The 26,912-nt window shown below is 71.7% G+C and carries 21 protein-coding genes; 15 read left to right on the top strand and 6 right to left on the bottom strand.

Annotated features, from left to right (window positions below; all coding sequences use genetic code 11):
* Positions 1 to 113 precede the first annotated feature (113 nt).
* The 3 genes from IEY86_RS19355 to IEY86_RS19345 all read left to right on the top strand — a co-directional run bounded on the left by IEY86_RS19355 (position 114) and on the right by IEY86_RS19345 (position 4,610).
* On the top strand, positions 114 to 2,234 hold the full coding sequence (locus tag IEY86_RS19355) for a DNA gyrase/topoisomerase IV subunit B (RefSeq protein ID WP_189133009.1): 2,121 nt from the start codon (positions 114 to 116) through the stop codon (positions 2,232 to 2,234).
* Positions 2,235 to 2,412: 178 nt separating this feature from the next.
* Positions 2,413 to 2,889, top strand: coding sequence for a DUF485 domain-containing protein (locus tag IEY86_RS19350; protein WP_229698575.1), 477 nt, complete (start codon positions 2,413 to 2,415; stop codon positions 2,887 to 2,889).
* A complete protein-coding gene (locus IEY86_RS19345) occupies positions 2,886 to 4,610 on the top strand; it encodes a monocarboxylic acid transporter (protein ID WP_506016879.1) in 1,725 nt (574 codons plus the stop codon). Before IEY86_RS19350 ends, IEY86_RS19345 begins: the two co-directional genes overlap by 4 nt.
* An 86-nt stretch (positions 4,611 to 4,696) precedes the next feature.
* On the opposite strand, the gene IEY86_RS19340 is transcribed toward IEY86_RS19345, so the two are convergent.
* The gene (locus tag IEY86_RS19340; RefSeq protein WP_189133008.1) at positions 4,697 to 5,383 is read right to left on the bottom strand and encodes a response regulator; all 687 of its coding nucleotides are present in this window, start codon (positions 5,381 to 5,383) and stop codon (positions 4,697 to 4,699) included.
* Positions 5,380 to 7,101 (bottom strand): sensor histidine kinase, encoded by a 1,722-nt coding sequence (locus tag IEY86_RS19335; RefSeq protein WP_189133007.1) that lies wholly within the window; start codon positions 7,099 to 7,101, stop codon positions 5,380 to 5,382. The genes IEY86_RS19340 and IEY86_RS19335 overlap by 4 nt, the downstream gene beginning before the upstream one ends.
* Positions 7,102 to 7,442: 341 nt before the next feature.
* Between IEY86_RS19335 and IEY86_RS19330 the strand changes: the two genes are divergently transcribed.
* From IEY86_RS19330 to IEY86_RS19320, 3 genes are read left to right on the top strand one after another with little or no spacing between them, the layout of a single operon-like run.
* Complete coding sequence (locus tag IEY86_RS19330) at positions 7,443 to 8,273, top strand: ABC transporter ATP-binding protein (protein ID WP_189133006.1); 831 nt, start codon at positions 7,443 to 7,445, stop codon at positions 8,271 to 8,273.
* Complete coding sequence (locus tag IEY86_RS19325; RefSeq protein WP_229698574.1) at positions 8,263 to 9,330, top strand: ABC transporter permease; 1,068 nt, start codon at positions 8,263 to 8,265, stop codon at positions 9,328 to 9,330. Before IEY86_RS19330 ends, IEY86_RS19325 begins: the two co-directional genes overlap by 11 nt.
* Before the next feature lie 28 nt (positions 9,331 to 9,358).
* A complete protein-coding gene (locus tag IEY86_RS19320; RefSeq protein ID WP_189133005.1) occupies positions 9,359 to 10,396 on the top strand; it encodes an ABC transporter substrate-binding protein in 1,038 nt (345 codons plus the stop codon).
* 18 nt (positions 10,397 to 10,414) lie between these two features.
* Here the strand turns inward: IEY86_RS19320 and IEY86_RS19315 are convergent, their stop codons facing one another.
* Positions 10,415 to 11,329: a ferredoxin family protein gene (locus tag IEY86_RS19315; RefSeq protein ID WP_189133004.1), complete on the bottom strand. Its 915-nt coding sequence runs from the start codon at positions 11,327 to 11,329 to the stop codon at positions 10,415 to 10,417.
* A gap of 131 nt (positions 11,330 to 11,460) precedes the next feature.
* Entirely contained in the window at positions 11,461 to 13,911 is a 2,451-nt protein-coding gene (locus tag IEY86_RS19310) for a DNA gyrase/topoisomerase IV subunit A (protein ID WP_189133003.1), read from the bottom strand.
* Positions 13,912 to 14,096: 185 nt separating this feature from the next.
* Between IEY86_RS19310 and IEY86_RS19305 the strand changes: the two genes are divergently transcribed.
* From IEY86_RS19305 to IEY86_RS36575, 4 genes are all read left to right on the top strand, one after another.
* On the top strand, positions 14,097 to 15,515 hold the full coding sequence (locus tag IEY86_RS19305; RefSeq protein ID WP_189133002.1) for a M16 family metallopeptidase: 1,419 nt from the start codon (positions 14,097 to 14,099) through the stop codon (positions 15,513 to 15,515).
* A 17-nt stretch (positions 15,516 to 15,532) separates the two neighbouring features.
* Positions 15,533 to 16,897 (top strand): M16 family metallopeptidase, encoded by a 1,365-nt coding sequence (locus IEY86_RS19300; RefSeq protein ID WP_189133001.1) that lies wholly within the window; start codon positions 15,533 to 15,535, stop codon positions 16,895 to 16,897.
* Positions 16,898 to 17,423: 526 nt separating this feature from the next.
* Positions 17,424 to 18,311, top strand: coding sequence for a M23 family metallopeptidase (locus tag IEY86_RS19295; protein ID WP_229698573.1), 888 nt, complete (start codon positions 17,424 to 17,426; stop codon positions 18,309 to 18,311).
* A 277-nt stretch (positions 18,312 to 18,588) separates the two neighbouring features.
* Complete coding sequence (locus tag IEY86_RS36575) at positions 18,589 to 19,263, top strand: GntR family transcriptional regulator (protein ID WP_229698572.1); 675 nt, start codon at positions 18,589 to 18,591, stop codon at positions 19,261 to 19,263.
* Positions 19,264 to 19,475: 212 nt separating this feature from the next.
* On the opposite strand, the gene IEY86_RS19285 is transcribed toward IEY86_RS36575, so the two are convergent.
* Positions 19,476 to 19,757 carry an HPr family phosphocarrier protein gene (locus IEY86_RS19285; RefSeq protein WP_189132999.1) on the bottom strand — a complete coding sequence of 94 codons (282 nt, stop codon included), beginning with the start codon at positions 19,755 to 19,757 and terminating at the stop codon, positions 19,476 to 19,478.
* Positions 19,758 to 19,938: 181 nt separating this feature from the next.
* On the opposite strand from IEY86_RS19285, the gene IEY86_RS19280 reads away from it, so the two are divergent.
* The 5 genes from IEY86_RS19280 to IEY86_RS19260 all read left to right on the top strand — a co-directional run bounded on the left by IEY86_RS19280 (position 19,939) and on the right by IEY86_RS19260 (position 25,962).
* Positions 19,939 to 22,737 carry a bifunctional acetate--CoA ligase family protein/GNAT family N-acetyltransferase gene (locus tag IEY86_RS19280; RefSeq protein WP_189132998.1) on the top strand — a complete coding sequence of 933 codons (2,799 nt, stop codon included), beginning with the start codon at positions 19,939 to 19,941 and terminating at the stop codon, positions 22,735 to 22,737.
* Between the two features lie 303 nt (positions 22,738 to 23,040).
* Positions 23,041 to 23,271: a hypothetical protein gene (locus tag IEY86_RS19275; protein WP_189132997.1), complete on the top strand. Its 231-nt coding sequence runs from the start codon at positions 23,041 to 23,043 to the stop codon at positions 23,269 to 23,271.
* A gap of 103 nt (positions 23,272 to 23,374) precedes the next feature.
* Positions 23,375 to 23,962: a DUF5998 family protein gene (locus IEY86_RS19270; RefSeq protein WP_189132996.1), complete on the top strand. Its 588-nt coding sequence runs from the start codon at positions 23,375 to 23,377 to the stop codon at positions 23,960 to 23,962.
* Between the two features lie 27 nt (positions 23,963 to 23,989).
* Complete coding sequence (locus tag IEY86_RS19265) at positions 23,990 to 25,153, top strand: alkaline phosphatase family protein (RefSeq protein ID WP_189132995.1); 1,164 nt, start codon at positions 23,990 to 23,992, stop codon at positions 25,151 to 25,153.
* A 158-nt stretch (positions 25,154 to 25,311) separates the two neighbouring features.
* Positions 25,312 to 25,962 carry a thymidine kinase gene (locus IEY86_RS19260; protein ID WP_189132994.1) on the top strand — a complete coding sequence of 217 codons (651 nt, stop codon included), beginning with the start codon at positions 25,312 to 25,314 and terminating at the stop codon, positions 25,960 to 25,962.
* Positions 25,963 to 26,034: 72 nt separating this feature from the next.
* Here the strand turns inward: IEY86_RS19260 and IEY86_RS19255 are convergent, their stop codons facing one another.
* Positions 26,035 to 26,811, bottom strand: a complete 777-nt coding sequence (locus IEY86_RS19255) for a VOC family protein (protein ID WP_189132993.1) — start codon at positions 26,809 to 26,811, stop codon at positions 26,035 to 26,037.
* Between the last annotated feature and the right edge of the window lie 101 nt (positions 26,812 to 26,912).

Genomic DNA, 26,912 nt, shown 5'->3' with positions numbered 1-26,912 from the left:
CCTGCTCACCGGCGGACGCGCAAGAACCCCTGTTTCAGGGCGACTCATTCGCCCGCCCGCGTACCCCCAGGGGTAGGCGAACACACCTGAACGAGACGAGGAGCTGTACCCGCGTGACCGCCGAAACCTCCGTGTCGTCCACCGCGCTGCTGACCGGCGCGGACCGTGACGGCTCCAACTACACCGCGCGGCACCTGCTCGTCCTCGAGGGTCTGGAGGCGGTCCGCAAGCGCCCTGGCATGTACATCGGCTCGACCGACAGCCGCGGTCTCATCCACTGCCTGTGGGAGATCATCGACAACTCCGTCGACGAGGCCCTGGCCGGCTACTGCGACCGCATCGAGGTGCTCCTGCACGCCGACGGGTCGGTCGAGGTCCGGGACAACGGCCGCGGCATCCCCGTGGACGTCGAGCCCAAGACCGGCCTGTCCGGGGTCGAGGTCGTCATGACCAAGCTGCACGCCGGAGGAAAGTTCGGCGGCGGCTCCTACGCGGCCTCCGGCGGCCTGCACGGCGTCGGCGCCTCCGTGGTCAACGCGCTGTCGGCCAGGCTCGACGTCGAGGTGGACCGCGGTGGGCACACCCACGCCATCAGCTTCCGCCGAGGGGTGCCCGGGATCTTCGTCGAGGACGGCCCCGACAGCCCGTTCGAGCCCGCCAACGGCCTGCGCAAGGCCCGCAAGGTGCCGAAGAACCGCACGGGCACGCGGGTGCGCTACTGGGCCGACCGCCAGATCTTCCTCAAGGACGCCAAGCTCGACTTCGCGAACCTCCAGGGCCGCGCCCGCCAGACCGCCTTTCTCGTGCCGGGCCTGACCATCGTCCTGCGCGACGAGCGCGGGATCGACGGGGCGGAGCCGACCGAGGAGGTCTACCGCTACGACGGCGGCATCAGCGAGTTCTGCGAGTACCTGGCCCCCGACAAGGCCGTGTGCGACGTGCTGAGGCTGACCGGCCAGGGCACCTTCAAGGAGACCGTCCCGGTGCTGGACGAGCTCGGCCACATGACCCCGACCGAGGTCACCCGCGAACTCGGCGTGGACATCGCCCTGCGCTGGGGCGCGGGCTACGACACCACCGTGCGCTCGTTCGTCAACATCATCGCCACCCCCAAGGGCGGCACCCACCTCACCGGTTTCGAACGTGCCATCACCAGGACGGTGAACGAGGCGCTACGGGGAGCGAAGCTCCTGCGGGTCGCCGAGGACGACGTCGTCAAGGACGACGCGATGGAGGGCCTGACCGCCGTGGTGACCGTCCGCCTGGCGGAGCCTCAGTTCGAGGGCCAGACCAAGGAGGTGCTGGGTACCTCCGCGGCCTCCCGGATCGTGGCCGCGGTGGTGTCCAAGGAGCTCAAGGCGTTCCTGACCTCCACCAAGCGCGATCACAAACAGCAGGCCCGCTCGGTCCTGGAGAAGGTCGTCGCGGCGGCCCGGACCCGTATCGCGGCCCGCCAGCACAAGGAGGCGCAGCGCCGCAAGACCGCGCTGGAGTCGTCCTCGCTGCCGGCCAAGCTCGCCGACTGCCGCAGTGACGACGTCGAGCGCAGCGAGCTGTTCATCGTCGAGGGGGACTCCGCGCTCGGCACGGCCAAGCTCGCCCGCAACTCCGAGTTCCAGGCGCTGCTGCCCATCCGGGGCAAGATCCTCAACGTGCAGAAGTCGTCCATCTCGGACATGCTCAAGAACGCCGAGTGCGGCGCGATCATCCAGGTGATAGGGGCCGGGTCGGGGCGGACCTTCGACATCGACGCGGCCCGCTACGGCAAGATCATCCTGCTGGTCGACGCCGACGTCGACGGCGCCCACATCCGCTGCCTTCTGCTGACGCTCTTCCAGCGCTACATGCGGCCGATGGTCGAGGCCGGAAGGGTCTTCGCGGCGGTTCCCCCGCTGCACCGCATCGAGCTGTCCAACCCCAGGAAGGGGCAGGACAAGTACATCTACACCTACTCGGACAACGAGTTGCGCTCGACGCTGCTCGAGCTCCAGCGCAAGGGTGTGAAGTACAAGGACTCCATCCAGCGGTACAAGGGCCTCGGCGAGATGGACGCCGACCAGCTCGCGGAGACCACGATGGACCCGCGCCACCGCACCCTGCGCCGGATCAACCTCGGCGACCTCGAGGGCGCCGAGCAGGTCTTCGACCTGCTGATGGGCAATGAGGTGGCCCCCCGCAAGGAGTTCATCGTCAACTCCGCCTCGACGCTGGACCTCTCCCGTATCGACACCTGACGTCAGCGCCCGAGTCGGCGCCCCGGTTCAGCGGCGCCCGACAAATCGCCATCAGCCGATAAAACATCTCATACTCCACCTGAAGGAATGAACGTTGCCGGGAGTTGCCCCGGCACCGCCGTGCCTTCCGCACGCTGGGTCGGGCCCATACCGGGCCCGACCGGCTTGAGGAGACGCGGTGGACGAGCACGACCGGATGGAACCGGGCACGCTCCAGGTGGACGATCCGTGGTACGCAGGCGCGGCCACGCAGGAGTGGGAGCGGGAGGCGCCTCCACCCTCGCGGGCGCCCGCCCCAGCGCCCGCCCACGAGCCCGAGCGGGGCTCCGGCAACCGGCAGGGCGCGGAAGCGGTGTACCTCGACGTCCAGCAGAGCGACGCCTTCCAGCGGATGCGCCGCGGCTACCGCCGCTTCGTGATGCCCGCCACGACGGTCTTCCTCGGCTGGTATCTCGCCTACGTCGTCGCCGCCACCGCCGCCCCCGAGCTGATGGGGCGCCAGGTCTTCGGCGCCGTCAATGTCGCACTGCTCGCGGGTCTGGCCCAGTTCGCCTCGACATTCCTGCTGACCTGGGCGTACGCGCGCAACGCCCGGCTGCACCGGGACCGAACCGCGCTCGATCTGCGCTGGGACACCCAGGAGCGCATCCGGTGACCGCTCTCTCCCTGACCGCCCTCCCGCCGGCGGCGCTCCCGCTGACCGGCCTGCCGCCGACCACCCTCCGGCCGACCACCCTCCCGTCGGCCGCCCTCCCGGCCGATCCCCGGCTCGCCGCCGAAGCGGCGTCCCAGGACCATCAGGGCCTCGCCCTGGTCCTGTTCACCGTCTTCGTCGCGGTCACCCTCGGCATCACCGCCTGGGCCGGGCGCAGACGCCGCGGCACGGTGGAGTTCTACACAGGCGGACGGCTGTTCTCGCCCCTGCAGAACGGCTTCGCCATCGCGGGCGACTACATGTCCGCCGCCTCGTTCCTCGGCATCTCCGGGATCATCGCCCTCTTCGGCTACGACGGGCTGCTGTACGCCGTGGGGTTCTTCGTCGCCTGGCTCGTCGTGCTCATGCTCGTCGCCGAACTCGTCCGCAACTGCGGCCGCTACACCATGGCCGACGTGCTCAGCACCCGGATGCGCCAGCGCCCGGTACGGCTGGCGGCGGGGGCCTCCTCCATCGCCGTCTCGATCCTCTACCTGGTCGCGCAGATGGTCGGCGCGGGCACCCTCGTGGGGCTCCTGCTCGGCCAGTCCGGCGGCCGGGCCATGACCTGGACGGTCGTCGGCGTCGGCGCACTGATGGTCGTCTACGTGACCGTCGGCGGCATGCGCGCGACCACCTGGATCCAGATCGTCAAGGCGGTCCTGCTGATGGGCGGCGCCCTGACCCTCACCGCGCTCGTCCTGGCGCGCTTCCACGGCAATGTCAACGACCTGCTGAACGCCGCCGCGGGAGGCTCCGGCCACGGCGCCTCGTTCCTCGGCCCCGGCCTGCGCTACGGCCAGTCGTGGACCTCGCGGGTGGACTTCATCAGCCTGGCCCTGGCGCTGGTGCTGGGCACCGCGGGGCTGCCGCACATCCTGTCCCGCTTCTACACCGTGCCGACCGCCCGCTCCGCCCGGCGCTCGGTGGTCTGGTCGATCGGCCTCATCGGCTCGTTCTACCTGATGACGGTGGTGCTCGGCTTCGGCGCCGCCGCGGTCGTCGGCTCCGGCGAGGTGCGCTCGTCCAGCGCCTCCGGGAACACCGCCGTCCCACTGCTCGCCCGCGACCTCGGAGGAGGCGCCGGATCCACCGGCGGCACGGTGCTGTTCGCCGTCGTCTCCGCCATCGCCTTCGCCACGATCCTCGCCGTCGTCGCCGGGCTCACGCTCGCCTCCTCGGCCTCCTTCGCCCATGACCTGTGGGCCACCGTCGCCCGCAAGGGGAAGGCGAGCGAGAGCGAGGAGGTCGGCGCCGCCCGGGTCTCCGCCGTCGTCATCGGCGCCGTGGCCATCGCGCTGAGCCTGTTCGCCCAGGAGCTCAATGTCGCCTTCCTGGTCAGCCTGGCCTTCGCCGTCGCCGCCTCGGCGAACCTTCCCGCGCTGCTGTACACGCTGTTCTGGCGAAGGTTCACCACTCGGGGCACGGTCTGGGCGATCTACGGCGGCCTGGTCCCGGCCATCGTCCTGGTGGTCTTCTCACCCGTCGTCTCCGGTGGCCCGGAAGCGATCTTCACCGGTGCCGACTTCCACTGGTTCCCGCTGGAGAACCCCGGCGTCGTCTCCATCCCGCTGGGCTTCCTCGCCGGCTGGCTGGGCACCCTCACCTCCCGTGAGGAGGCCGACCCCGCCAAGCACGCCGAGATGGAGGTCCGCGCGCTGACAGGTGCGGGAGCCGCCTAGCGCTGCCCCACGCCCAGGAGGGGTGCGCCCACGTCCAGGGGGCGCCGTCTGCGGACCGCCGCGGATCGGCAGCCACCGATCCGCGGCTACAGGTCCGCGGGCGCCGCCCAGGCGTAACGGTGCTCGGGACGGCCGGTGTCCCCGTACTTCAGGGTCAGCCGCAGCCGCCCCGCGCGCTCCAGATACTTCAGATAGCGCTGCGCCGTCGACCGGCTCAGGCCCGTGCGCTCCGCGACCTCGTGCGCCGACAGCGGCTCCGGCGATCCCGACAGCACCCGCCGGATCAGCTCCGCCGTCGGCGCCGAGTGCCCCTTGGGCAGCGGCGAGGCCGTGTCGGCGGTGCGCAGCGCCCCGAAGATCCGGTCCACCTGCTCCTGCCCCGCCTCGCTCACCCCGTCCAGCGTGCGCCGCAACTGGGCATAGGCGTCCAGCTTGCCCCGCAGGTCCGGGAAGCCGAACGGCTTGACCAGGTACTGCAGAGCCCCGAAGCGCATCGCCGCCTGGATCGTGGCCACGTCGCGGGCGGCCGTCACCATGATCACATCGGTGCGGTGCCCGAGCTGGCGCATCCGGCGCACGAGCGTCAGCCCCGTCTCGTCCGGCAGGTAGTGGTCGAGCAGGACCAGGTCGATGGACCCGCGCTCCAGCAGTGCCAGCGCCTGTGCCGCGTTGTGGGCGCGGCCGGCCACCCGGAAGCCGGGGACCTTGGCGACATAGGCGGCGTTGATCTCCGCCACCCGGAAGTCGTCGTCCACGACCAGGACATCGATCACCGTGCCGCCCCTTCCAGTTCGCGCAACGGCTCGTCGCGCAGCGCCTCGGGCAGCACGACCGTGAACACCGCGCCACCGCCTTCCCCGTTCGACACCCGGGCGGTGCCCCCGTACCGCTCCGCCAGCCTGCGCACCAGCGACAGTCCGATGCCCCGGGAGCGCACGGGTGCGTCGCGGGCGACCTCCGGGACGGCCGCGGAGGGGGCGTCCTGGGAACAGTCCGGGGAAGAGGCGGGGGAAGGGCGCCGGGAGACGCTCGGGAACGCGGCCGGCACCTTGGTGGACCAGCCCTCCGTGAACACCAGCTCCCGGGCGAGCACGGGAACCCCGGGACCGCTGTCCGAGACCTTCAGCACCACCGTGCTGCCGTCGGCCCGCAGCTCCACCTCGACGAAAGGCTCCCGGCAGGTGCCGGTACCGGCGGCGTCCAGGGCGTTGTCGAGGAGATTGCCCACCACCGTGACCAGGTCACGGGCGTCCACCACCCGGTCCGGCAGCAGGGTCGCCTCGCTGACCCGCAGCGCCACCCCGCGCTCCGCCGCGATGGCCCCCTTGCCCACCAGCAGCGCCGCCACCAGCGGGTCGTGCACCCGCTCGGTGACCTCCTCGGCCGTCGCCCGGTGGGCATGGGCCACCTCGGCGATGAACTCCACCGCCTCCTCGTGCATCCCCAGCTCCAGCAGGCCCACCAGCGTGTGCAAGCGGTTGGCGTGCTCGTGGTCCTGGGCCCGCAGGGCCTCGGTCAGCCCGCGGGTGCTGTCCAGTTCGCGGCCCAGGTGCTCCAGCTCCGTGCGGTCACGCAAGGTCGCCACCGCCCCGCCGTCGGCCGTGGGCATCCGGTTGGTGACGAGCACCCGCCCTCCGCACACCGTGAGCAGGTCCTTGCCCTCGACCCGCCCCTCCAGTACATCGGCGGTTCGCCCCGGCGGCACGACCTCGGCCAGCGGCCTGCCCGCCATGTCGCCGCTCACGCCCAGGAGGCGCTGCGCCTCGTCGTTGACCAGGCGCACCCTGCCGCGCCGGTCGAGCGCCACCACGCCCTCGCGGATGCTGTGGAGCATCGCCTCGCGTTCGTCCAGGAGCGCGGAGATCTCGGACAGCTCGATGCCGTGCGTGCTGCGCCGGAGCCTGCGGGAGACGGCGAACGCGGCGACCGCGCCGACACCGAGGGCGGCCCCGGCGTACATGAGGATCCCGGGGATGGCGTGCAGCAGGACATCCCGCACGCTGTCGTAGGCGATACCGACCGAGACCGCGCCGACGATGGCGCCCTCGGAGTCGTGGAGCGGGACCTTTCCCCGGGCGGAGCGGCCGAGGGTGCCCTCGTCGATGCCCGTCCACTCGTGCCCGGCCAGCGCCTCTCCGGGGTCGGTGCTCACATGCCTGCCGATCTCGGCGAGGGTGGTGTGCGAGTACCGGATGCCGTGGATGTCCATCACCACGACGTAGCTCGCCCCCGTGGCCAGCCGGATGCGCTCGGCCGCGGCCTGCACCGGGCCGTCGGGCGTCGGCCGGCTGCTGAGCAGGTCACGGGCGATTCCCGGCTCGACGGCCGTGGTCTGGGCGATGGCCTTGGCGCGCGCCATCGCCTGCTTGTCGAGCTGGGAGCTCAGCGGCGCGAGGAACAGCCCCGCCGCCAGCATGATCACTCCGGTGGTGATGGCGAGCTGGACGACCAGGACCTGGGAGAAGACGCGAGTGGGCCAGCGAAGTCGCATACGTCCCGTCCTCTCCCCTCAGCGAAACCGTCTCGACGAAGCCGTCTCGACGAAGCCGACTCAGCGACGCCGTCTCAGCGAAGCCCTCTCAACGAAGCCTTCCGCGCGGGCGGACCGGAATGCGTACGTCCATTTCAGGCCGGTCAACGCAACGTATCCGCCGTATGTCCCGGTGCCCAGTGCTGTTGCGCTTCCGTTGTTGTAGCGCGAGCAAAACGAGCACAACAGGCCCTGTGCGCTGAAGTCGCATTGCGCTCACAAGGCTGCCGCTGTGGTCCGGGCCACACCTAGCCTCCATCCCCAGTCGCCCCGAGCGGGACAGCAGGGGCAGGGAGGTACAGATGATCACCAGCGGGAAGAGGCACAGCGACGCCCCCGCCATTGAGCTGCGAGGCGCCAGCAAGGTGTTCCGCACCCCGTCGGGCGGGCTGCACACCGCCGTGCGCGATCTCGATCTGACGGTCGAGCAGGGTGAGTTCGTGGCCGTCGTAGGACCCACGGGATGCGGGAAGTCGACCACGCTGACCCTGGTCAGCGGTCTCGAGGAGCCGACCGAGGGCGAAGTCCTGGTCGGCGGCGTGCCGGTGGAGGGCATCGGCCCCGAGGTGGGCTTCGTCTTCCAGCAGGACGCCGTCTTCCCCTGGCGGACCGTGCTGTCGAACGTCATGGCGGGCCCGCGCTTTCGGGGGGTGCCCACGGCCCAGGCCAAGGAGCGCGCCCGTGAGTGGCTGGCCCGGGTGGGCCTGGCCTCGTTCGAGGACCGCTACCCCCACCAGCTCTCCGGCGGTATGCGCAAGCGCGTCGCGCTGGCCCAGACCTTCGTCAACGACCCGTCGATCCTTCTCATGGACGAGCCCTTCTCGGCGCTCGACGTGCAGACCCGGGCCCTGATGTCGGACGAGTTGCTGGAGCTGTGGGGCGGCACCGGCTCCTCCGTCGTGTTCGTCACGCACGACCTGGAGGAGGCCATTGCCCTCGCCGACAAGGTCGTGGTGATGACCGCCGGTCCCGCCACCGTCAAGCAGACCTTCCCGATCGACCTGCCGCGGCCGCGCAAGGTCGAATCCGTGCGGCTGGAGCCGAGGTTCGTCGAGATCTACCGGGAGATCTGGTCCTCCCTCGGCGAAGAGGTCCGGATCACCCGCGAGAGGGGTGCCGCCAGTGCCGCCTGAGAACGCGGCCGCCGCGGCGGCCTCCCAGACCAAGGACGCCGAGGACGCCATGGACATCCATCAGGCCGAGCAGACGAAGCACGCCGAGCAGACGGAGCGCGCCGAGCAGACGAAGCACGCCGAGCAGACGAAGCGCGCCGAGCAGACGAAGCGCGCCGAGCAGGCGAACGAAGCCGGGGGAGCCGGACGAGGCCAGGGGACCAAGGGCGCCGAGCGCCCCGCGGACCCAGCCCGGGGCGGGCGCACCCAGGCCAGGGCCAGGGCGGCCCGCAACCGCAGACTGGTCGTCTACGCCACCCGAGTCCTCCTGCTCATCGCCGTGCTCGCGCTGTGGGAGGTCCTGGCCCGCACCAAGACGATCGACCCGTTCAACTTCTCGATGCCCTCGAAGATCTGGGACCAGATCACCCAGTGGGCGCTGCACGGCACGGCGCAGGGCTCGCTGTGGGAGCAGATCTGGTACACCCTCTACGAGGCGCTGTTCGGCTGGATCATCGGTGTCATCGGCGGTGTGGTGCTCGGTATCGCGCTCGGCCGCGTCCGCTTCCTCGCCGATGTCCTCGGGCCCTACATCAAGGTCCTCAACGCGCTGCCGCGTATCGTCCTCGCACCGATCTTCCTGATCTGGTTCGGTCTGGGACCGGCGTCCAAGGTCGCCTCGGCCGTGGTCCTCGTCTTCTTCCCGGTGTTCTTCAACGCCTTCCAGGGCGCCCGCGAGGTGGACCGCAACCTCGTGGCCAACGCCCGGATCCTCGGCGCCGGCAACCGCCGTGTCACCTTGCAGGTCGTCATCCCGTCCGCGACCTCGTGGATCTTCACCAGCCTGCACGTCAGCTTCGGCTTCGCGCTGATCGGCGCGATCGTCGGCGAGTACATCGGCGCGACCAAGGGCCTCGGCCTGCTGGTCTCCGCCTCGCAGGGCACCTTCAACGCCGCCGGTGTGTACGCGGCGATGGTCATCCTCGCCGTCGTCGCACTGCTCGCGGAAGGGCTGCTGACCTTCGCGGAGAAGCGCCTGTTCCGCTGGAAGCCGGCCGAGCCCGGCGCCGACCGCTGAACCCCCTCTCACCCTCAAGGAACCAACCATGCGTACTTTCAGCAAGATCTCGGCGGCCGCGGTGGCGGGTGCGATGGCCTTCACCCTCAGCGCCTGCGGCGGGGACTCCTCGGCGGACAGCTCCGGCAAGAGCGGCGGCAAGGTGAAGATCATGGTGGGCGGCCTGGACAAGGTCATCTACCTGCCGGCGATGCTCACGCAGAAGCTCGGCTACTTCAAGGCGGAGGGCGTCGACGTCCAGCTCCTGACCGAGCCGGCCGGTGTGCAGGCCACCACCTCGCTGGTCTCCGGTGACGTTCAGGGCGTCGTCGGCTTCTACGACCACACCCTGGACCTCCAGGTGAAGGGCAAGCAGGTCGAGTCGGTCGTGCAGTTCGCCCAGGCTCCGGGCGAGGTCGAGGTCGTCTCCAACAAGGCGTCCGGCGACCTGACGTCGCCCGCCGACTTCAAGGGCAAGAAGCTCGGCGTGACCGGCCTCGGTTCCTCCACCGACTTCCTCACCAAGTACCTGGCGGTGAAGAACGCGGTGAAGGTCAGCGAGTTCACCCCCGTCGCCGTCGGGGCCGGACAGACCTTCATCTCCGCGCTGAAGCAGGGCTCCATCCAGGGCGGTATGACGACCGACCCGACCGTCGCCCAGATCCTGGAGCAGAAACTCGGCAAGGTGCTCGTCGACATGCGCACCCCCGAGGGCTCCAAGGCGGCGCTCGGCGGCCTCTACCCGTCGTCGAGCCTGTACATGAACACCGACTGGGTCAACGGGCACAAGGAGACGGTCCAGAAGCTGGCCAACGCCTTCGTCAAGACCCTCGACTGGATGTCGACCCACTCGCCGGAGGAGATCGCCGCCAAGATGCCGGCCGACTACCAGCAGGGCGGCAAGGAGCTCTACGCCAAGGCGATCAAGGACACGCTGCCGATGTTCACCAAGGACGGTGTGATGCCGGCCGACGGTCCCCGGACGGTCAACGACGTCCTCAAGGCGTTCAACCCGAACCTGAAGAACGCCAGGATCGACCTGGCCAAGACCTACACCACGGAGTTCGTGAAGAAGGCGGCCGGCTGACCCCGGCCCCACCCACGCTCAGGGACTCGACCGGCCCTCGGCCACCGACCGGACCACCATCCGGCCCGGTCGGCCGGGGGCCTTTCCGCAGCTTTCCGGACGGGGCGGCTCCTGCGCCCGCTGCTCCACCACGACGCTCCAGCGCCGGCCGTCCTCGTGCCGCACCGCCACCGTCCAACGGCCGTCCTCGGCGGCTGTCTCCTCCACCGCCAGCGTGTCGGCCCGGTCCTCGCCCGTGCGCTCGCGCACCACCAGCTCCGCGGCCTGCCCCGGCCGGTCCCAGGCCGAGCGGCCCCGGCACCGCTCCAGGACGACCCTGCCCTCGCGGGTGGCCAGCAGCACATCCTTGGCGGCGTGCGCCGAGAGCCTTCCGTAGGCGTAGCCGTGGGGGAGGGCGAGCATCGTGGGAGCGAAGCGGTGACCGCCGATGTGGGTGATCTCCCAGACCTCCGCACCGCCCATGGCCGCCAGCTCCGCGGCGAGGGGACGGCCCAGCAGGGCGCAGCAGCGGTCCCGTTTGCCATTGGTGCACACCAGAGCAAGCGGATCGCCCCGGTGCTCGCGCCCGAAGCCGCCGTGATCGCCCCGGCCGAGGGCCGCGAGATCGAGGGACGTGAGCTGCTCGGGATCGGCGACCGTGGCGCGGCGCACCCAGGCACGGCCCGGAACGGTGTGGGCGACGATCACCTCATGGCGGTCCGGCCGGTGGACATCGGCGTGCCGTCCGGGCCGGCGCACCAGGGCGACCCTGGTCCCCGTGCCGTCGGCCGACGTCTCGAGGCGTCGGCCGACGGCACGGTCGAGGTGGCTGGAGGTGAGCGCCTTGGCGCCCCAGGGACCCGGCTGCTCGACGAGCAGCCACGTGCGTGCCGTGGCCGCCGTCGCGGCGAGTGGTTCGTGCAGTTCCCGGGCAGCGGTAGCGCAAGTGCTCACGTCGTGAGCGTAGCCCGCGGGGCAGGACACCGGCTCGACGCGAGGAGGCGAGCACGCGCGGGGACGAGGGACGCGCGGGGGCGAGCACCCGAGGGCGCCCGCCGGGCTGGCGGGCCGTGCGGGCCAGTGACCTACACCGGCCCCGCGACCACCGCCACGGCCCCGGTCAGGGATGTGCCCGAGCCGTCCCGGCGCGGATCCCGCTCCGGGAGCGTCACCGGCGAGCCATTGGCCGCAGCCGCCCGTGCGGGAGCCGCCCCCGCCCAGGCGAACACGAGCACGTCCTCACCTCTGAGGAAGCGCTGGCAGCGCACACCGCCGGTCGCCCGGCCCTTGCGCGGGTACTGCTCGAACGGGGTGAGCTTCGCCGTGCCCTGACCGGTGCCGTCCAGGGCGCCGGTGGCACCGGCCACGGTGAACACCTCGGCCTCCCCCGCCGGGTCCACGGCCGTGAACGAGATCGCCTTCGCCCCGGCCGACAGCTTGATTCCGGCCATACCGCCCGCCGCCCGGCCCTGCGGCCTGACCTGTCCGGCCTGGAAGCGCAGCAGCTGGGCGTCGGAGGTGATGAAGACGAGGTCCTCCTCGCCCGTGCGCAGCTCGACCGCGCCGACCACGCGGTCACCCTCCTTGAGGCCGATGACCTCGAACTCGTCCTTGTTCCCCGGGTACTCCGGCACCACCCGCTTGACCACACCCTGCTCGGTGCCGAGCGCCAGGCCCGGCGAGGACTCGTCGAGTGTGGTCAGGGCGAGGACGGCCTCGTCCGCCTCCAGCTCCAGGAACTCCGACACCGGCGCCCCGCCCGCCAGATTCGGCGTGGAAGCGCTCGGCGGCAGCGCCGGAAGGTCGATCACGGGCAGCCGCAGCAGGCGGCCCGCGGAAGTGACCACGCCGATGTCCCCACGTGCCGTCGCCGGGACGGCCGAGACGATCACGTCGTGCCTGGTGCGGGCGGCCGCCTCCTGCTCCAGCGGCTCGTCGGTGGCGGTGCGCGCCAGCAGGCCGGTGGAGGACAGCAGCACCCGGCACGGGTCGTCGGCCACCTGGAGGGGGACAGCGGCCACGGACTGGCCGGCGGACTCCAGCAGTATCGTGCGCCGCTCGGTGCCGAACTGCTTGGCCACGGCCGCCAGTTCGCCCGAGACCAGCTTGCGCAGCTCCGCGTCCGAATCGAGGATCCTGGTCAGCTCCTCGATCTCCGCGTTGAGCTTGTCGCGTTCGCTCTCCAGCTCGATCCGGTCGAACCGGGTCAGCCGCCTCAGCGGTGTGTCGAGGATGTACTGCGTCTGGATGTCCGACAGAGAGAAGCGCGCCATCAGCCGCTCCTTCGCCGCGGCCGCGTTGTCGCTGGATCGGATGATCGCGATGACCTCGTCGATGTCGACGAGAGCGATCAGGAGTCCGGCCACGAGGTGGAGCCGGTCGCGGCGCTTGGTCCTGCGGAACTCGCTGCGCCGCCGCACCACGTTGAACCGGTGGTCGACATAGACCTCGAGCAGTTCCTTGAGGCCCAGTGTCAGCGGCTGGCCGTCGACCAGCGCCACGTTGTTGATGCCGAAGGTCTCCTCCATCGGCGTGAGCTTGTAGAGCTGTTCGAGGACCGCCTCCGGGTGGAAGCCGTTCTTGATCTCGAAGACCAGGCGCAGCCCGTGCTCGCGGTCGGTGAGGTCCTTCAGGTCGGCGATGCCCTGGATCCTCTTCGCCGAGACCAGGTCCTTGACCTTGGCGCGGACCTTCTCCGGGCCCACGTTGTACGGCAGTTCGGTGACGACGATGCCCTTGCGGCGCGGCGTCACATTCTCGATCGAGGCGGTGGCGCGCATACGGAACGTGCCGCGTCCGGTCTCGTAGGCGTCGCGGATGCCGTCGAGCCCGACGATCCGGCCGCCCGTGGGCAGGTCGGGACCCGGCACGAACCGCATGAGTGTCTCGAGGTCGGCACCCGGGTGCTTGATCAGGTGCCGAGCGGCGGCGACGACCTCGCCGAGGTTGTGCGGGGGCATGTTCGTGGCCATGCCGACCGCGATGCCGGAGGCCCCGTTGACCAGGAGGTTCGGGAACGCGGCGGGCAGGGCGCCGGGCTCCTGCTCGCTGCCGTCGTAGTTGGGCGTGAAGTCGACGGTGTCCTCGTCGATCGACTCCACCATGAGCGAGGTGGCGCGTGCCATCCGCGACTCGGTGTAGCGCATGGCCGCCGGAGGGTCGTCGTTGCCCAGCGAGCCGAAGTTGCCATGGCCGTCCACGAGCGGCAGCCGCATGGAGAACGGCTGCGCCATGCGCACCAGCGCGTCGTAGATCGAGGCGTCGCCGTGCGGGTGGAGCTTTCCCATCACCTCGCCCACGACACGGGCGCACTTGACGTACGAGCGCTCGGGGCGCAGCCCCATCTCGTTCATCTGGTAGAGGATCCGGCGGTGCACGGGCTTGAGGCCGTCACGGGCGTCGGGCAGCGCGCGCGAGTAGATGACCGAGTAGGCGTACTCGAGGAAGGAGCCCTGCATCTCGTCGACGACGTCGATGTCGAGGATGCGCTCCTCGAAGTCGTCCGGCGGCGGTGTCTTGGTGCTGCGGCGGGCCATCGGTCCCGGTGCTCCCTTGTCGTGTGCGCTGGCTCTGGCGGGCTCCATTGTGGACCCAGTGACCGACACCGCGGTCCCCGACCCGGCGAAGGCTGCCGGTTCATCCAGGTCAAGGCGGGTAGCGACCGTATCGCAGTAGGGTTCAAAGACGCCCGTCAAGCAGCGCATCGGAAGGACCCTTGCCCATGGGCCACACGGCCACGCCGGACACCGGCTCGGCGGCAACCCCGCAGGTCGGGTTGACCGCCACCGAACACCGCCTCGCCAACGGTCTGCGAGTGGTGCTCTCCCAGGACTCCCTCACGCCGGTCGCCGCCGTCTGCCTCTGGTACGACGTCGGCTCGCGGCACGAGGTCAAGGGGCGCACCGGACTCGCCCACCTCTTCGAGCACTTGATGTTCCAGGGCTCGGCGAACGTCCCCGGCAACGGGCACTTCGAGCTCGTCCAGAGCGCCGGCGGCTCCCTGAACGGCACCACGAGCTTCGAGCGCACCAACTACTTCGAGACCATGCCGGCCCACCAGTTGGAGCTGGCGCTGTGGCTCGAGGCCGACCGGATGGGCAGCCTGCTCACCGCCCTGGACCTCGAGAGCCTGGACAACCAGCGGGACGTGGTGAAGAACGAGCGCCGCCAGCGCTACGACAACGTGCCGTACGGCACCGCGTTCGAGCGCCTGGTGGCCATGGCCTTCCCCGAAGGCCACCCGTACCACCACACGCCGATCGGCTCCATGGCGGACCTGGACGCGGCCTCGCTCGAGGACGCCCGCGCCTTCTTCCGCACCTACTACGCCCCGAACAACGCGGTCCTGGCCGTGGTCGGCGACATCGACCCCGAGCAGACGCTCGCCTGGGCGGAGAAGTACTTCGGCTCCATCCCGGGCCACAACGGCAAGCCCGCCCCCCGCGACGGCTCGCTGCCGGGCGTCATCGGCGAGCAGCTGCGCGAGGTCGTCCACGAGGACGTGCCCTCGCGGGCCCTCATGGCCGCCTACCGGCTGCCGCAGGACGGCACGCGTGAGGCGGACGCCGCGGACCTGGCACTGACCGTCCTCGGCGGCGGGGAGTCCTCCCGCCTGCACAACCGCCTGGTGCGCCGCGACCGCCTCGCGGTCGGCGCGGGCTTCGGCCTCCTGCGCCTGGCGCAGGCGCCCTCGCTGGGCTGGCTGGACATCAAGGCCTCCAGCGGGGTCGACGCCGACGCCATCGAGGCCGCGGTCGACGAGGAGCTGGCCCGCTTCGCCGAGGAGGGCCCCACCCCCGAGGAGCTGGAGCGCGCGCAGGCCCAGATCGAGCGGGAGTGGCTGGACCGACTGGCCACTGTCGGCGGGCGCGCCGACGAGCTGTGCCGCTACTCCGTGCTCTTCGGCGACCCGCAGCTGGCCCTGGGAGCGGTTTCCCGGGTGCTGGAGGTCACCGCCGAGGAGGTGCGCGCGGTCGCCGCGGCGCGGCTGCGCCCGGACAACCGGGCGGTGCTCGTGTACGAGCCCACGGGGCCGCAGGCCGAGGACGCCCAGGACCCGGGGAACGCGGCCGATGCCGGGAACGCAGCCGATGGCGGGAACGCCGAGGGGTCCAGTGAGGAAGCAGGGGACGAGCAGTGACTGAAGGCGCAGCGACGATGACCTTCCATCCCAAGCCGGAGGCGGGCCCCGCCAGGCCGTGGGACTTCCCGGCGCCGGAGCGCTCGGCGCTGGACAACGGCCTGACCGTGCTGCACTGCCACCGCCCGGGCCAGAAGGTCGTGGCGGTCGAGGTGAGCCTCGACGCGCCCCTGTACGCCGAGCCCGAGGGGCTGGACGGGGTGGCCACGATCATGGCCAGGGCGCTGTCGGAGGGCACCGACAAGCACACCGCGGAGGAGTTCGCGGCCGAGCTGGAGCGCTGCGGGGCGACTTTGGACGCGCACGCCGACCACCCCGGGGTGCGCGTGTCCCTGGAGGTCCCCGCATCCCGCCTGGAGCGGGGCCTGGGGCTGCTCGCGGACGCCCTGCGCGCCCCGGCGTTCCCCGACGACGAGATCGAGCGGCTGGTCGCCAACCGCCTGGACGAGATCCCGCACGAGCTGGCCAACCCGGTCCGTCGCGCGGCGGTGGCGCTGTACGCCGACCTGTTCGACGCCGACCAGCGCATCTCCCGGCCGCGCCAGGGCAGCGAGGAGACGGTCCGCCGGATCGACGCGGACGCCGTGCGCGCCTTCTACGCCACCCATGTGCGCCCCTCCACGGCGACCGTGGTCGTCGTGGGCGACCTGACCGGCGTGGGCCTCGAAGGCGTGCTCGGCAGCACGCTGGGGGAGTGGACCGGGGACCAGGCCAAGCCGCGCTCCCACCCCGCGATCAGCGCCGACGACACCGGCCGCGTGATCGTCGTCGACCGTCCGGGCGCCGTGCAGACCCAGTTGCTGATGGGCCGGATCGGCAGCGACCGGCACGACCCGGTCTGGCCGGCCCAGGTGCTCGGCACCTACTGCCTCGGCGGCACCCTGACCTCGCGCCTGGACCGGGTGCTGCGCGAGGAGAAGGGCTACACCTACGGGGTGCGTGCCTTCGGCCAGGTGCTCCGCTCGTCGGCGGACGGCGGCGGGGCGTCGATGCTGGCGATCTCCGGCTCCGTGGCGACCGAGGTCACCGGCCCCGCGCTCGCCGACCTGTGGCAGGTGCTGCGCACGCTTGCCGAGGAGGGGCTGACCGACGACGAGCGTGAGGTCGCCGTCCAGAACCTCGTGGGTGTGGCACCGCTGAAGTTCGAGACCGCCGCCGCGGTGGCGGGCACCCTCGCCGACCAGGTGGAGCAGGAGTTGCCGGACGACTACCAGGCGCAGTTGTACGCCCGGCTCGCCGATGTGGGCACGGTGGAGGCCACGGCGGCGGTGGTGCGCGCCTTCCCGCCGGACCGGCTGGTGTCGGTGCTGGTCGGGGACGCCTCGGCCATCGTGGAGCCGGTGAAGGAACTGGGGATCGGCCCCGTCACCGTGGTGAATTAGGCCGCGCCGTCCTCGCGGACGCCGCGAGAGACCGGTATCCGGCGGCGGATACCGGTCTCTCGTCGTTTTCCGCCCCCCTTGTGGATATTTTGTCCATAAATGCCCTCCTGGGTGATCCGAGGTGATCCGGGGTGATCCGCCGGGGCCGGGATGTGTCCTGTGCGACAAATCCCGTCGTGGGTTTGGTGAAACCCGGAACATCGTTTTAGCGTCGGGCCCCGTTGCGTGGAAGCAATCAGCCGCATCCGCGGCACCACGCACCATCGCCGAGTCCCCCCGGAGCGAGAGCCAGGGGAGCCGAGGGCCCGCCCTCCTCGCCCGTCGCCGGGCCGGGGAGGGTTTCTGTCGGCAGGGAGCGTTTTCCCGCCGAGGGCCTGTCGCCGGACCGGGTGGAACGGGCCTGCCGCGGCTCGTCGGGGGCCCTGCGAGGCTCCGCACCCGGCCTCCGCCGTCCGCGTCGCCCGCGTCCGGACAGGAGGGCCCTCCGGCATCGGTAGGCGAAGGAAGGAAAGGATCACGCCTGCCCATGGCGAACAGCACCCGCGGCTCGCGCCGCCGTGTCCGCCGCAGCCCGGCCCGCGGTACGTCCGGCTTCCTCGGTCTCGCCGCGGTCGCGGTCGCCGGTGTCGGCGCCGCGGCATCCTCGTCCGCGGCACCTTCGTCCGCGGCCCCGTCTTCGGCGGTCCCCTCGTCCGCGGCCCCTTCTTCGGCGGCCCCGTCTTCGGCGGCACCTTCGTCGGCCGCGCCGGTGTCCGGCGCCCACGCGCCGACCGCCTTCGCCTCCATCGCCCGCGGCGGCGAGCGGCTGCACACCGGCATCGCCGCGCAGGCCGACGCTCAGAAGAAGTCCGCCGACGAGGCCAGGAAGGCGGCCGAGGCCGAGAAGAGCGCACGGGAGAGGAAGGCACGGGAGGAGAAGCGGCGCGAGGCGGCCGAGGCGGCGCACGAGCGCGCCTCCCGCGGTGAGGCCCGCACCCGGCTCGGCGCGGCTCCCGGTTCCGCCACGGCCTTCGGCTGGACCGCACCGGTCTCCCATGTCGCCCTGTCCGCCCGCTACGGCCGGCCCGGCCCGTGGTCCTCCGGCCATCACACCGGCACCGACTTCGTCGCCCCCGTCGGTACCCCGGTCCACTCCGTGGGCCCCGGCACCGTCGTCACCGCCGGATGGGGCGGCTCCTACGGGAACAACGTCGTCATCCGCCACCCCGACGGCATGTACACCCAGTACGGGCACTTGTCCTCCCTCTCCGTCTCGGTGGGCCGGACCGTCACCGCGGGGCAGCGGATCGGCCTGTCCGGCGCCACCGGCAATGTCACGGGTCCGCATGTCCACTTTGAGGCGCGCACCACGCCGGAATACGGCTCCGACACCGACCCGCTGGCCTATCTGCGCTCGCACGGCGTCGGCATCTGACGGACATTTCCCTGCGAAGAGTAATTATCCGGCATTCCCGGCAAAGCATCCCGATCATTCGGCGGGAAGGGCCCGAAACCTTCCTTGCCGGCGTGTTCGCTGTCAGGAAACCGTCGCCGATATTTCCTGCCTTTTACCTGCCGGGAGTCCGCCTGCAATAGAGTCGCGAAATAAAGGCGGTACACCGCGTTACGCGGTCATTAAGTCATCGGCCATCGGGGCGGCGGTCATCGAGGCGGCGGTCTTCAGGACAAAGGGCGGTCATGCGGGGACGGGCGTGAACGGGGCGGGCGCGCCGGGCGGGCGCATTTCCGCGCAAGCGGTCTGCGCGGCGATTCGGGACGACATCGTTGGCGGCTACTACCCGCCGGGCAGCCGCCTCGCGGAGGAGCTGCTGGCCAAGCGGTACGGGGTCTCACGGGTCCCCGTCCGCGAGGCGCTGCGCACGCTGGAGTCGGAGGGCTTCGTGCGTACCCGCAGGCACGCGGGCGCCAGTGTCGCCGAGCTCAATGAGCGGGAGGCCGCCGACCTGCTGGAGATCCGGGGCCTGCTGGAGCCGCTGGGGGCCGCCAGGGCCGCCCAGCGCCGCACCCAGGCGCACATCAAGGTGCTCCGAGGGCTGGTCAGGCTGGGTCAGGAGCGGGCGGCGCAGCGGCAGTTGTCGGATCTGCCGTCGCTGAACAGCTGGTTCCACGAGACGCTCGCCCAGGCTTCCGGCAGCGCCAGCCTGGCGCAGTTGCTCACCCAGCTGCGCTACAAGCTCGCCTGGGTCTACTCGGTGGAGCTGCCGCTGCGGGCGGAGGAGTCCTGGGGCGAGCACGCGGCGATCGCGGACGCGGTGGTGCGCGGTGACGCGGACCGCGCCCGCCGGCTCGCGGCCCTGCATGTGGAGCGCGCGGCGGCGACCCACCGCCTGCGGCGGGTGCCGAAGGCCACCCCGCGGCGGGAATGATGAAACACGCCGTATACATGGCGCGCCATCGGATTTAACAGATGTCCTGTATACAACCCCCGGTAATTCCGCGGAAATTCCCGGCGGTGCCCCCGGTGGCAGTCGGCACCACCCGGAATTGGCCGGGAAACCCGAAGCGGCCGCGGCGCCCCCGGGGACACCGCGGCCGCTTCCGTCACGGGGAATGCGACCCGACCGTGCGGCAGGACGGCTCAAACGGTCTGCGGGAGCTCGTCCAGTCCCTCGGAGACCAGCTTCGCCAGGCGGTCGAGCGCCTCCTGCGCGCCGTCGGCGTCGGAGGCCAGCACGACCTCGTCGCCACCGACCGCGCCCAGGCCCAGCACGGCCAGCATGCTGGCGGCGTTGACCGGGTTGCCGTCTGCCTTGGCGATCGTCACGGGGACCCCGGCAGCGGTCGCCGCGCGGACGAAGATCGAGGCGGGGCGGGCGTGCAGGCCTTCGGCCCACCCGACGGAGACTCGGCGCTCAACCATGGTGCTGCCCTTCGCGTCGTACACGTTGTCTAGACCAGTTAACCACGGACCCGGATGTGCTCCCTCTGGTCCGTGGAGAACCGCTCCGCGGTCCGGTGGAGCGCGGGTTCCGCTCCACTGTCTCACCGGCGGCGCCCGCGGGGACGGTCCCCCCGGCCTCGCGACGGCATACGCTGGCGCAATGGCAGCCGGCACGCCACATGAGCCCGCATACCCCGTCCACTGGGAGGCGGACGTGGTGCTGCGCGACGGAGGCACCGCGCACATCCGCCCCATCCGGCCGGACGACGCGGAACGCCTGGTCGACTTCTACGCCGAGGTCTCCGACGAGTCCAAGTACTACCGGTTCTTCGCACCCTATCCGCGCCTGTCCGACCGGGACGTGCGCCGGTTCACCCACCACGACTACGTCGACCGGGTGGGGCTCGCGGCGATGGTCGGGGACGAGTTCATCGCCACTGTCCGCTACGACCGCGTCGACGCGCAGGGGCAGGCCGCCTCCACGGACGCGGCTTTCAAGGACGCGGCTTTCAGGGACGAGGGGCGGGGGCCGGGTGTCGCCGCGCAGGCCGAGGTCGCCTTCCTCGTGCAGGACGCGCACCAGGGGCGCGGTGTCGCCTCCGCGCTCCTGGAGCACATCGCCGCCGTCGCCCGGGAACGCGGTATCCGCCGCTTTGTCGCCGAGGTGCTCCCGGCCAACCGCAGGATGATCAAGGTATTCACGGACGCCGGCTACACCCAGAAGCGCAGCTTCGAGGACGGTGTCGTCCACCTCGAGTTCGGCCTCGAACCCACCGACGCCTCTGTCGAGGTCATGCGCGCCCGCGAACTGCGGGCCGAGGCCCGCTCGGTACGGCGTCTGCTCAGCCCCCGCTCGGTCGCCGTCGTCGGCACCGGCCGGCAGCCCGGAGGCGTCGGCCGCACCGTCCTCGGCAACCTCCTCGCGTCCGGCTTCACCGGGCGCCTCCACGCCGTCAACAAGGCGTTCGAACCCGGCCGGGAGACCCTCGAGCCGGAGGGGGTGCCCGCCTACCGGTCGGTCACCGAGATCCCCGAGCCGGTCGACCTCGCCGTCATCGCGGTCCCCGCGCAAAGCGCTCTGGAAGCGGTTGCCGACTGCGGACGGCACGAGGTCCAGGGCCTCGTCGTGGTCGCCGCCGGATACACGGAGACGGGCGAGGAGGGCCGCGACCGCCAGCGCGAACTCGTCCGCCGCGCCCGCGCCGACGGCATGCGCGTGATCGGCCCCAACGCCTTCGGCATCGTCAACGCCTCCCCGGACATCCGGCTGAACGCCTCCCTGGCCCCCGAGACACCGCTCTGCGGCCGGGTCGGCCTGTTCACCCAGTCGGGCGCCATCGGCATCGCCCTGCTCGCGGGGCTGCACCGCAGGGGCATCGGGCTCTCCTCGTTCGTCTCCGTCGGCAACCGCGCCGACGTCTCCGGGAACGACCTGCTCCAGTACTGGCACGAGGACCCCGACACCGACGTGGTGCTGATGTACCTCGAGTCGTTCGGCAATCCGCGCAAGTTCACCCGGCTCGCCCGCCGCACCGCCCGGACCAAGCCCGTCGTCGTGGTCAAGGGAGGCCGCCACACCGCCAGCGGCATCCCCGCCGGCCACGCCGTGCCCTCCACCCGGGTGCCCGACGCCACCGCCGACGCCCTCTTCCGCCAGGCCGGGGTCATCCGCGTGGACACCGTCACCGAACTCCTGGACGTGGGGCTCCTGCTGGGCACGCAACCGCTGCCCGCCGACGACCGGGTCGCCGTCGTCGGCAACTCCGAGTCCCTCGGGGTCCTGGCCCACGACGCCTGCCTCAATGCCGCCCTGCGCCCGAGTCCGCCCCGCGACCTGACCACCGCCGCGGGCCCCGACGACTTCCGCGCCGCCGTCACCGCGGCCCTCGCCGACCCCGAGGCGGACGCCGTCCTGGTCACCGCGATCCCGCCCGTGGGCGCCGACGGGGCAAGCGCTCCCTGGGACTCCGCCGCACTCGCCCGGGCCCTGCACGACGCGGCCAAGGGCGCGGGCAAGCCGGTCCTCGTCACCCACCTCGCCCTCGACGACCTGCCGCAGGCGCTCCTCGACGCCGACACCCGCGTGCCCGCCTACCCGGCCGCCGAACGGGCGGTACGCGCCCTGGCCGAGGCCGCGCACTACGCGCGCTGGCGCCGCCAGGAGGCCGACCCCGGCCGGGTGCCGCAGTTCGAGGACGTCGACGAGGCGTCCGCCCGTGCCCAGGTGGCCGCCCTGCTGACCGACCACGAGGAGCGTGACGGCGGCCCCGGTCCCCATCTGCTCGGCGCCTCCGACACCTCCCGGCTGCTGGCCCGCTACGGCATCCATCCGCGGACCGCCCTGCCCGCCCCCACCGCCGACTCCGCCGCCGAGGCGGCCCGGCTCGTCGGCTACCCGGTGGCGCTCAAGACCACGGTCGAGCGGCTGCGGCACCGCGCCGACCTCGGCGGGGTCCGGCTCGACCTCGCCGAGGAGGACGATCTGCGCCGGGCCTTCCGTGAGCTCACGCAGAGCCTCGGCGCCCCCCGAGACCTCGGCCTGGTCGTCCAGTCGATGGCCAGGCGCGGAGTGGACACGGTCGTACGGGCCGCGGTGGACCCGGCGGTGGGCGCCGTCCTGTCGTTCGGCCTGGCCGGTCCGGCCTCAGAACTGCTCGGCGACGTCGCCCACCGGCTCGTCCCGGCCACCGACCGGGACGCCCATGAGCTGGTCCGCTCGATCAAGGCCGCGCCCCTGCTCTTCGGCTACCGGGGGACCGAGCCCGTGGACACCGCGGCACTGGAGGAACTCCTGCTGAGGATCTCCCTGCTCGCCCACGACCTGCCCGAGGCCGTCTCGGTGGACCTCGAACCGGTCGTGGTGGCGCCGCGGGGGCTGACAGTGCTGGGGGCACAGGTTCGCCTGGCCCGGCCGCCCGCCCGCACCGACCTGGGTCCGCGAAGCCTCGCCTCCTACTGAGGGTTTCTGCTGAAGGCGTCCGCTGAAGGCGTCTACGGAGGGCGTCCACTGACGGCGTCGGCTGAAGGCGTCCACTGAAGGCGCCGCGTGCGCCCCTCCAGCGACGCCGCCGAGATCGCCCTCTCGGTCGTCCACGAGTCCGGAGTGCGGCAGGTCGCCGACAGCGTGGAGTCCCACGAGAGCCTTGCCCCTGACCCGGTGTTTCCTGCACGGTGTGCCCACCGCCCCGGACGAGACCGAGCCGGTCGACGGCGACCCCGGAGACCGGGCGGTGCCGCCCGGAGGTCCGCGGACGATTGGTTCATGGATGCCGTGACCTCCGGCGCGCCGCGCACCCTGAGAGATAAACCGGCCTTCCTCGGGCACGGCGACCGGCTCGCCGACCTCTGCACCGACGGGCCCCGACGGGAAGATCGTGAGCCGGACCCCGGAGGTCACCGCGGACACCGCGCGGACCCGGATCTCGCCCGCAACGGCGGCTCCCCCGCACGGATCTGCCCCGCGGTGCCCGGCCGGAACACCTGCGGCTCGTAGCGGTCCCACCACGGCCGCCGCCGTGTCCGAAGCCCCCTCGTGCCCGGCGGCGGCCTTGCGTCTGTGTCTGTCCGCAGGCTGGATACGCCCTAGGATGGTCCCCATGGCGAAGACCGGTACCCCGACCCAAGGCCTGCGCACGGCCATCGAGCGCAGCGGCTACTACCCCGCGCTCGTCTCGGAGGCCGTGGAGTCCGCCGTGGGCGCGGAGCCGGTCGTGTCGTTCCTGGTCCACCAGGAGACGACGTTCGACGCCAACGAGGTGCGCAGGCATGTCACCGTCCTGGTGCTGACCGGCACCCGGTTCATCGTCAGCCACACCGACGAGCAGGCCGCCGACGACACCTCGCCCTCCCCGTACGCGACCACCTCGACCGAGTCGGTCAAGCTCGACCGGATCTCCTCGGTCGTGCTCAGCCGGGTCGTCGCGAACCCCGAGTCCTACACCCCCGGCACCCTGCCCCGCGAGGTCGTCCTCACCATCGGCTGGGGCGCCGTCAACCGCCTCGACCTCGAGCCCGCCGCCTGCGGCGACCCCAACTGCGAGGCCGACCACGGCTACACCGGCTCCTCCACCTCCGACGATCTGAGCCTGAGGGTCAGCGAGGCGGGCGACGGCCCGGAGACGGTCACGCAGACGCTCGCGTTCGCGCAGGCACTCTCCGAGGCCACCGCCCGCTCCGCGGGCTGAAGCCTGCCCTGCGACGACCGGCAGACGATGAACCACCCCACCCCCGTCGACCTGGCCACCGCGCCCGTGCCGCGCTACGGCACGGCTTCCCTCAGCGATGTACTGCCCGCGATGGCGCGCGGTCTGGGGGTGCCCGGCTGCGAGAACGGGCTGGACCTGCGGCCCGCCGACCGCGCCTGCCTGTTCCTCGTGGACGGGATGGGGTGGGAGCAGCTGCGGGCCCACCCCGACGAGGCGCCGTTCCTCAACTCCCTGCTCGGCACGTCCCTCGGCGGCACCGGCCGCCCGCTGACCGCAGGATTCCCCTCGACGACCGCCACCTCGCTCGCCTCGGTGGGCACGGGGCTGCCGCCGGGCGCCCATGGGCTCGCCGGGTACACCGTTGCCGTGCCGGGTACGGCCACGCTGATGAACCAGCTGCGCTGGCAGCCCTACACCGATCCGCACGTGTGGCAGCCGTACCCGACCGTCTTCCAGCGCGCCCACGCCGCCGGGATCGAGACCTGCCAGGTGTCCTCGCCGCTTTTCGAGCAGACGCCGCTGACGAAGGTCGCGCTGTCCGGAGGAACGTTTTACGGCAGGCTGTCGGGCGAGGACCGCATGGACCTGGCGGCGGAGCGGCTGGCCGCGGCCGACCGCAGCCTCGTCTACACCTACTACAGCGAGCTGGACTCCATGGGGCACCGGCACGGTGTGGACTCCGACGCGTGGCGCGGCCAGCTCATGCGGGTCGACCGACTCGCCCAGCGCCTCGCCGAACTCCTGCCGCCGCGTTCGGCCCTGTACATCACCGCCGACCACGGGATGATCGACATCGCCGACGAGGACAGGATCGACTTCGACGACGACTGGGAGCTCGGGGCGGGCGTGGCGGTGCTCGGCGGGGAGGCCCGCGCCCGCCATGTGTACGCGGTGCCGGGGGCGGCCGCCGATGTGTACACGGTCTGGAGCGAGGTGCTCGGTGACCGGATGTGGGTCGCCACCAGGGAGGAGGCGATAGCGGGCGGCTGGTTCGGGCCGGTCGTGGACGACCGGGTCCACGGCAGGATCGGCGACGTGGTGGCCGCGGCCCGCGACGACATCGCGGTGATCGCCACCCGCAATGAGCCGGGGGAGTCCACCATGGTCGGGCTCCATGGTTCGATGACGCCCGTGGAGCAACTCGTCCCGCTCCTCGAAGTGCGCACCTGACCACACGCACCCGTGACCACCCGCCGGACCGGACCGGCCCGCCCCGTTCCGTTCCGCAGGAGCCGGCGCGGACACGCAGACACAGACACACCGACGCAGACACGCAGACACGCAGACACACGCAGGCAGACACACGCAAAGAGAGGCCGCGCCCACCGATGCCCGAGCTTGTGTTCTTCTCCGGAACCATGGACTGCGGGAAGTCGACGCTCGCTCTGCAGATGGACCACAACCACTCGGCTCGCGGCCGCCAGGGCCTGATCTTCACCCGCGACGACCGGGCGGGGGAGGGTGTGCTCTCCAGCCGCCTCGGCCTCAGTACCGAGGCGCTCGAGGTCAGCGACGACTTCGACTTCTACGGGCACGTGGTCGGCCATTTGTCCTCGGGAGGACGGGCCGACTATGTGATCGCGGACGAGGCCCAGTTCTTCACACCCGGTCAGATAGACCAGCTCGCCCGGGTGGTGGATGAATTGGGCATCGACGTCTTCGCGTTCGGCATCACCACCGACTTCCGCACCAAGCTCTTCCCCGGCTCCCAGCGGCTGGTCGAGCTCGCCGACAGGGTCGAGGTGCTCCAGGTCGAGGCGCTGTGCTGGTGCGGCGCCCGCGCCACCCACAACGCCCGTACGGTGGGCGGCCGGATGGTCGTCGAGGGCGCCCAGGTCGTGATCGGCGACGTGGATGTCCACGAGGGCGAGATCGGGTACGAGGTGCTGTGCCGCAGGCATTACCGACGTCGGGCCACCGCGGCGTCCAGTCGTTCCGGAGTCCTCTCGCCGGACGTCCTGCCCGTCGACGCGCGCTGACGCGTCGGCGTCCGCCGTGAGGCAGCGCTTCCCCGCCCGGGGCGGGAGCGGATCTCGGGCCGGACCGTTTCCTCAAGCTGTCCGGGGCGCCTCGATGACCGAGAAGGCGGCGCCCTCGGGGTCAACGACCGTTGCCTGTCTGCCGTAGGCGGAGTCCTGGGGTTCACGTACCACCGTGCCGCCCAGTTCCCCGGCCCGTGCCACCGAGGCGTCCGTGCTCTCGACCGCGAAGTACGTCATCCAGTGCGGACCCCGGTCGCGCGGCAACTCGTCGCCCAGACCGGTGATTCCCGCCACCTGACGGCCCTCCAGCTCCAGCAGGACCCTGCTCTCGAAGGGTGATTCCACCTCGACCGAGGTGAAGCCGAACACCGCCGCGTAGAACTTGTCCACCCACGTAGGGTCCCGCGTGATCAGCTCGTTCCAGGCGAGGGACCCCGGGTCCCCCGTGAGGTCCGTTCCGGGGTGATGATGCGGCTCCCAGACGCCGAAGACGGCGCCGGAGGGGTCGGAGGCGACGGCCATGCGCCCGGCCGCGTCCGCGTCGAGGGGGCCCACCGCCACGGTTCCCCCGCTCTCGCGGATGTGCTCGGCGGTTCGATCGGCGTTCTCGGTGGAGAAGTACGTGGTCCAGGCGACCGGAATCGCCCTGCCCTCGGGCAGCGCACCGAGCCCCGCGACCTGGTGCCCGTCGAGAAGCGCGCGCGTGTAGGGTCCGAGATTCTGCGGGCCCGGCCTGAACTCCCACCCGAACAGGCGGCCGTAGAAGTCCTGGGCCGCGGGCAGGTTGCGCACCAGCAGGCTCACCCGGCAGGGAGCGCCCTGGGGCCGGGCCACTACCTCGCTCATCAGTAAATCTCCTCGAGACCTTGATCAGGGGGCATGGGGGACGTGCCCGGTGCCGATGCTTCCACCACCTGCCGAACCGCGCGCCCTGGCCGCGCCGCATT

This window comes from Wenjunlia tyrosinilytica (genome assembly GCF_014646055.1).
Taxonomy (GTDB): Bacteria; Actinomycetota; Actinomycetes; order Streptomycetales; family Streptomycetaceae; genus Wenjunlia; species Wenjunlia tyrosinilytica.
This window is presented reverse-complemented; position numbering and strand designations above follow the sequence as displayed.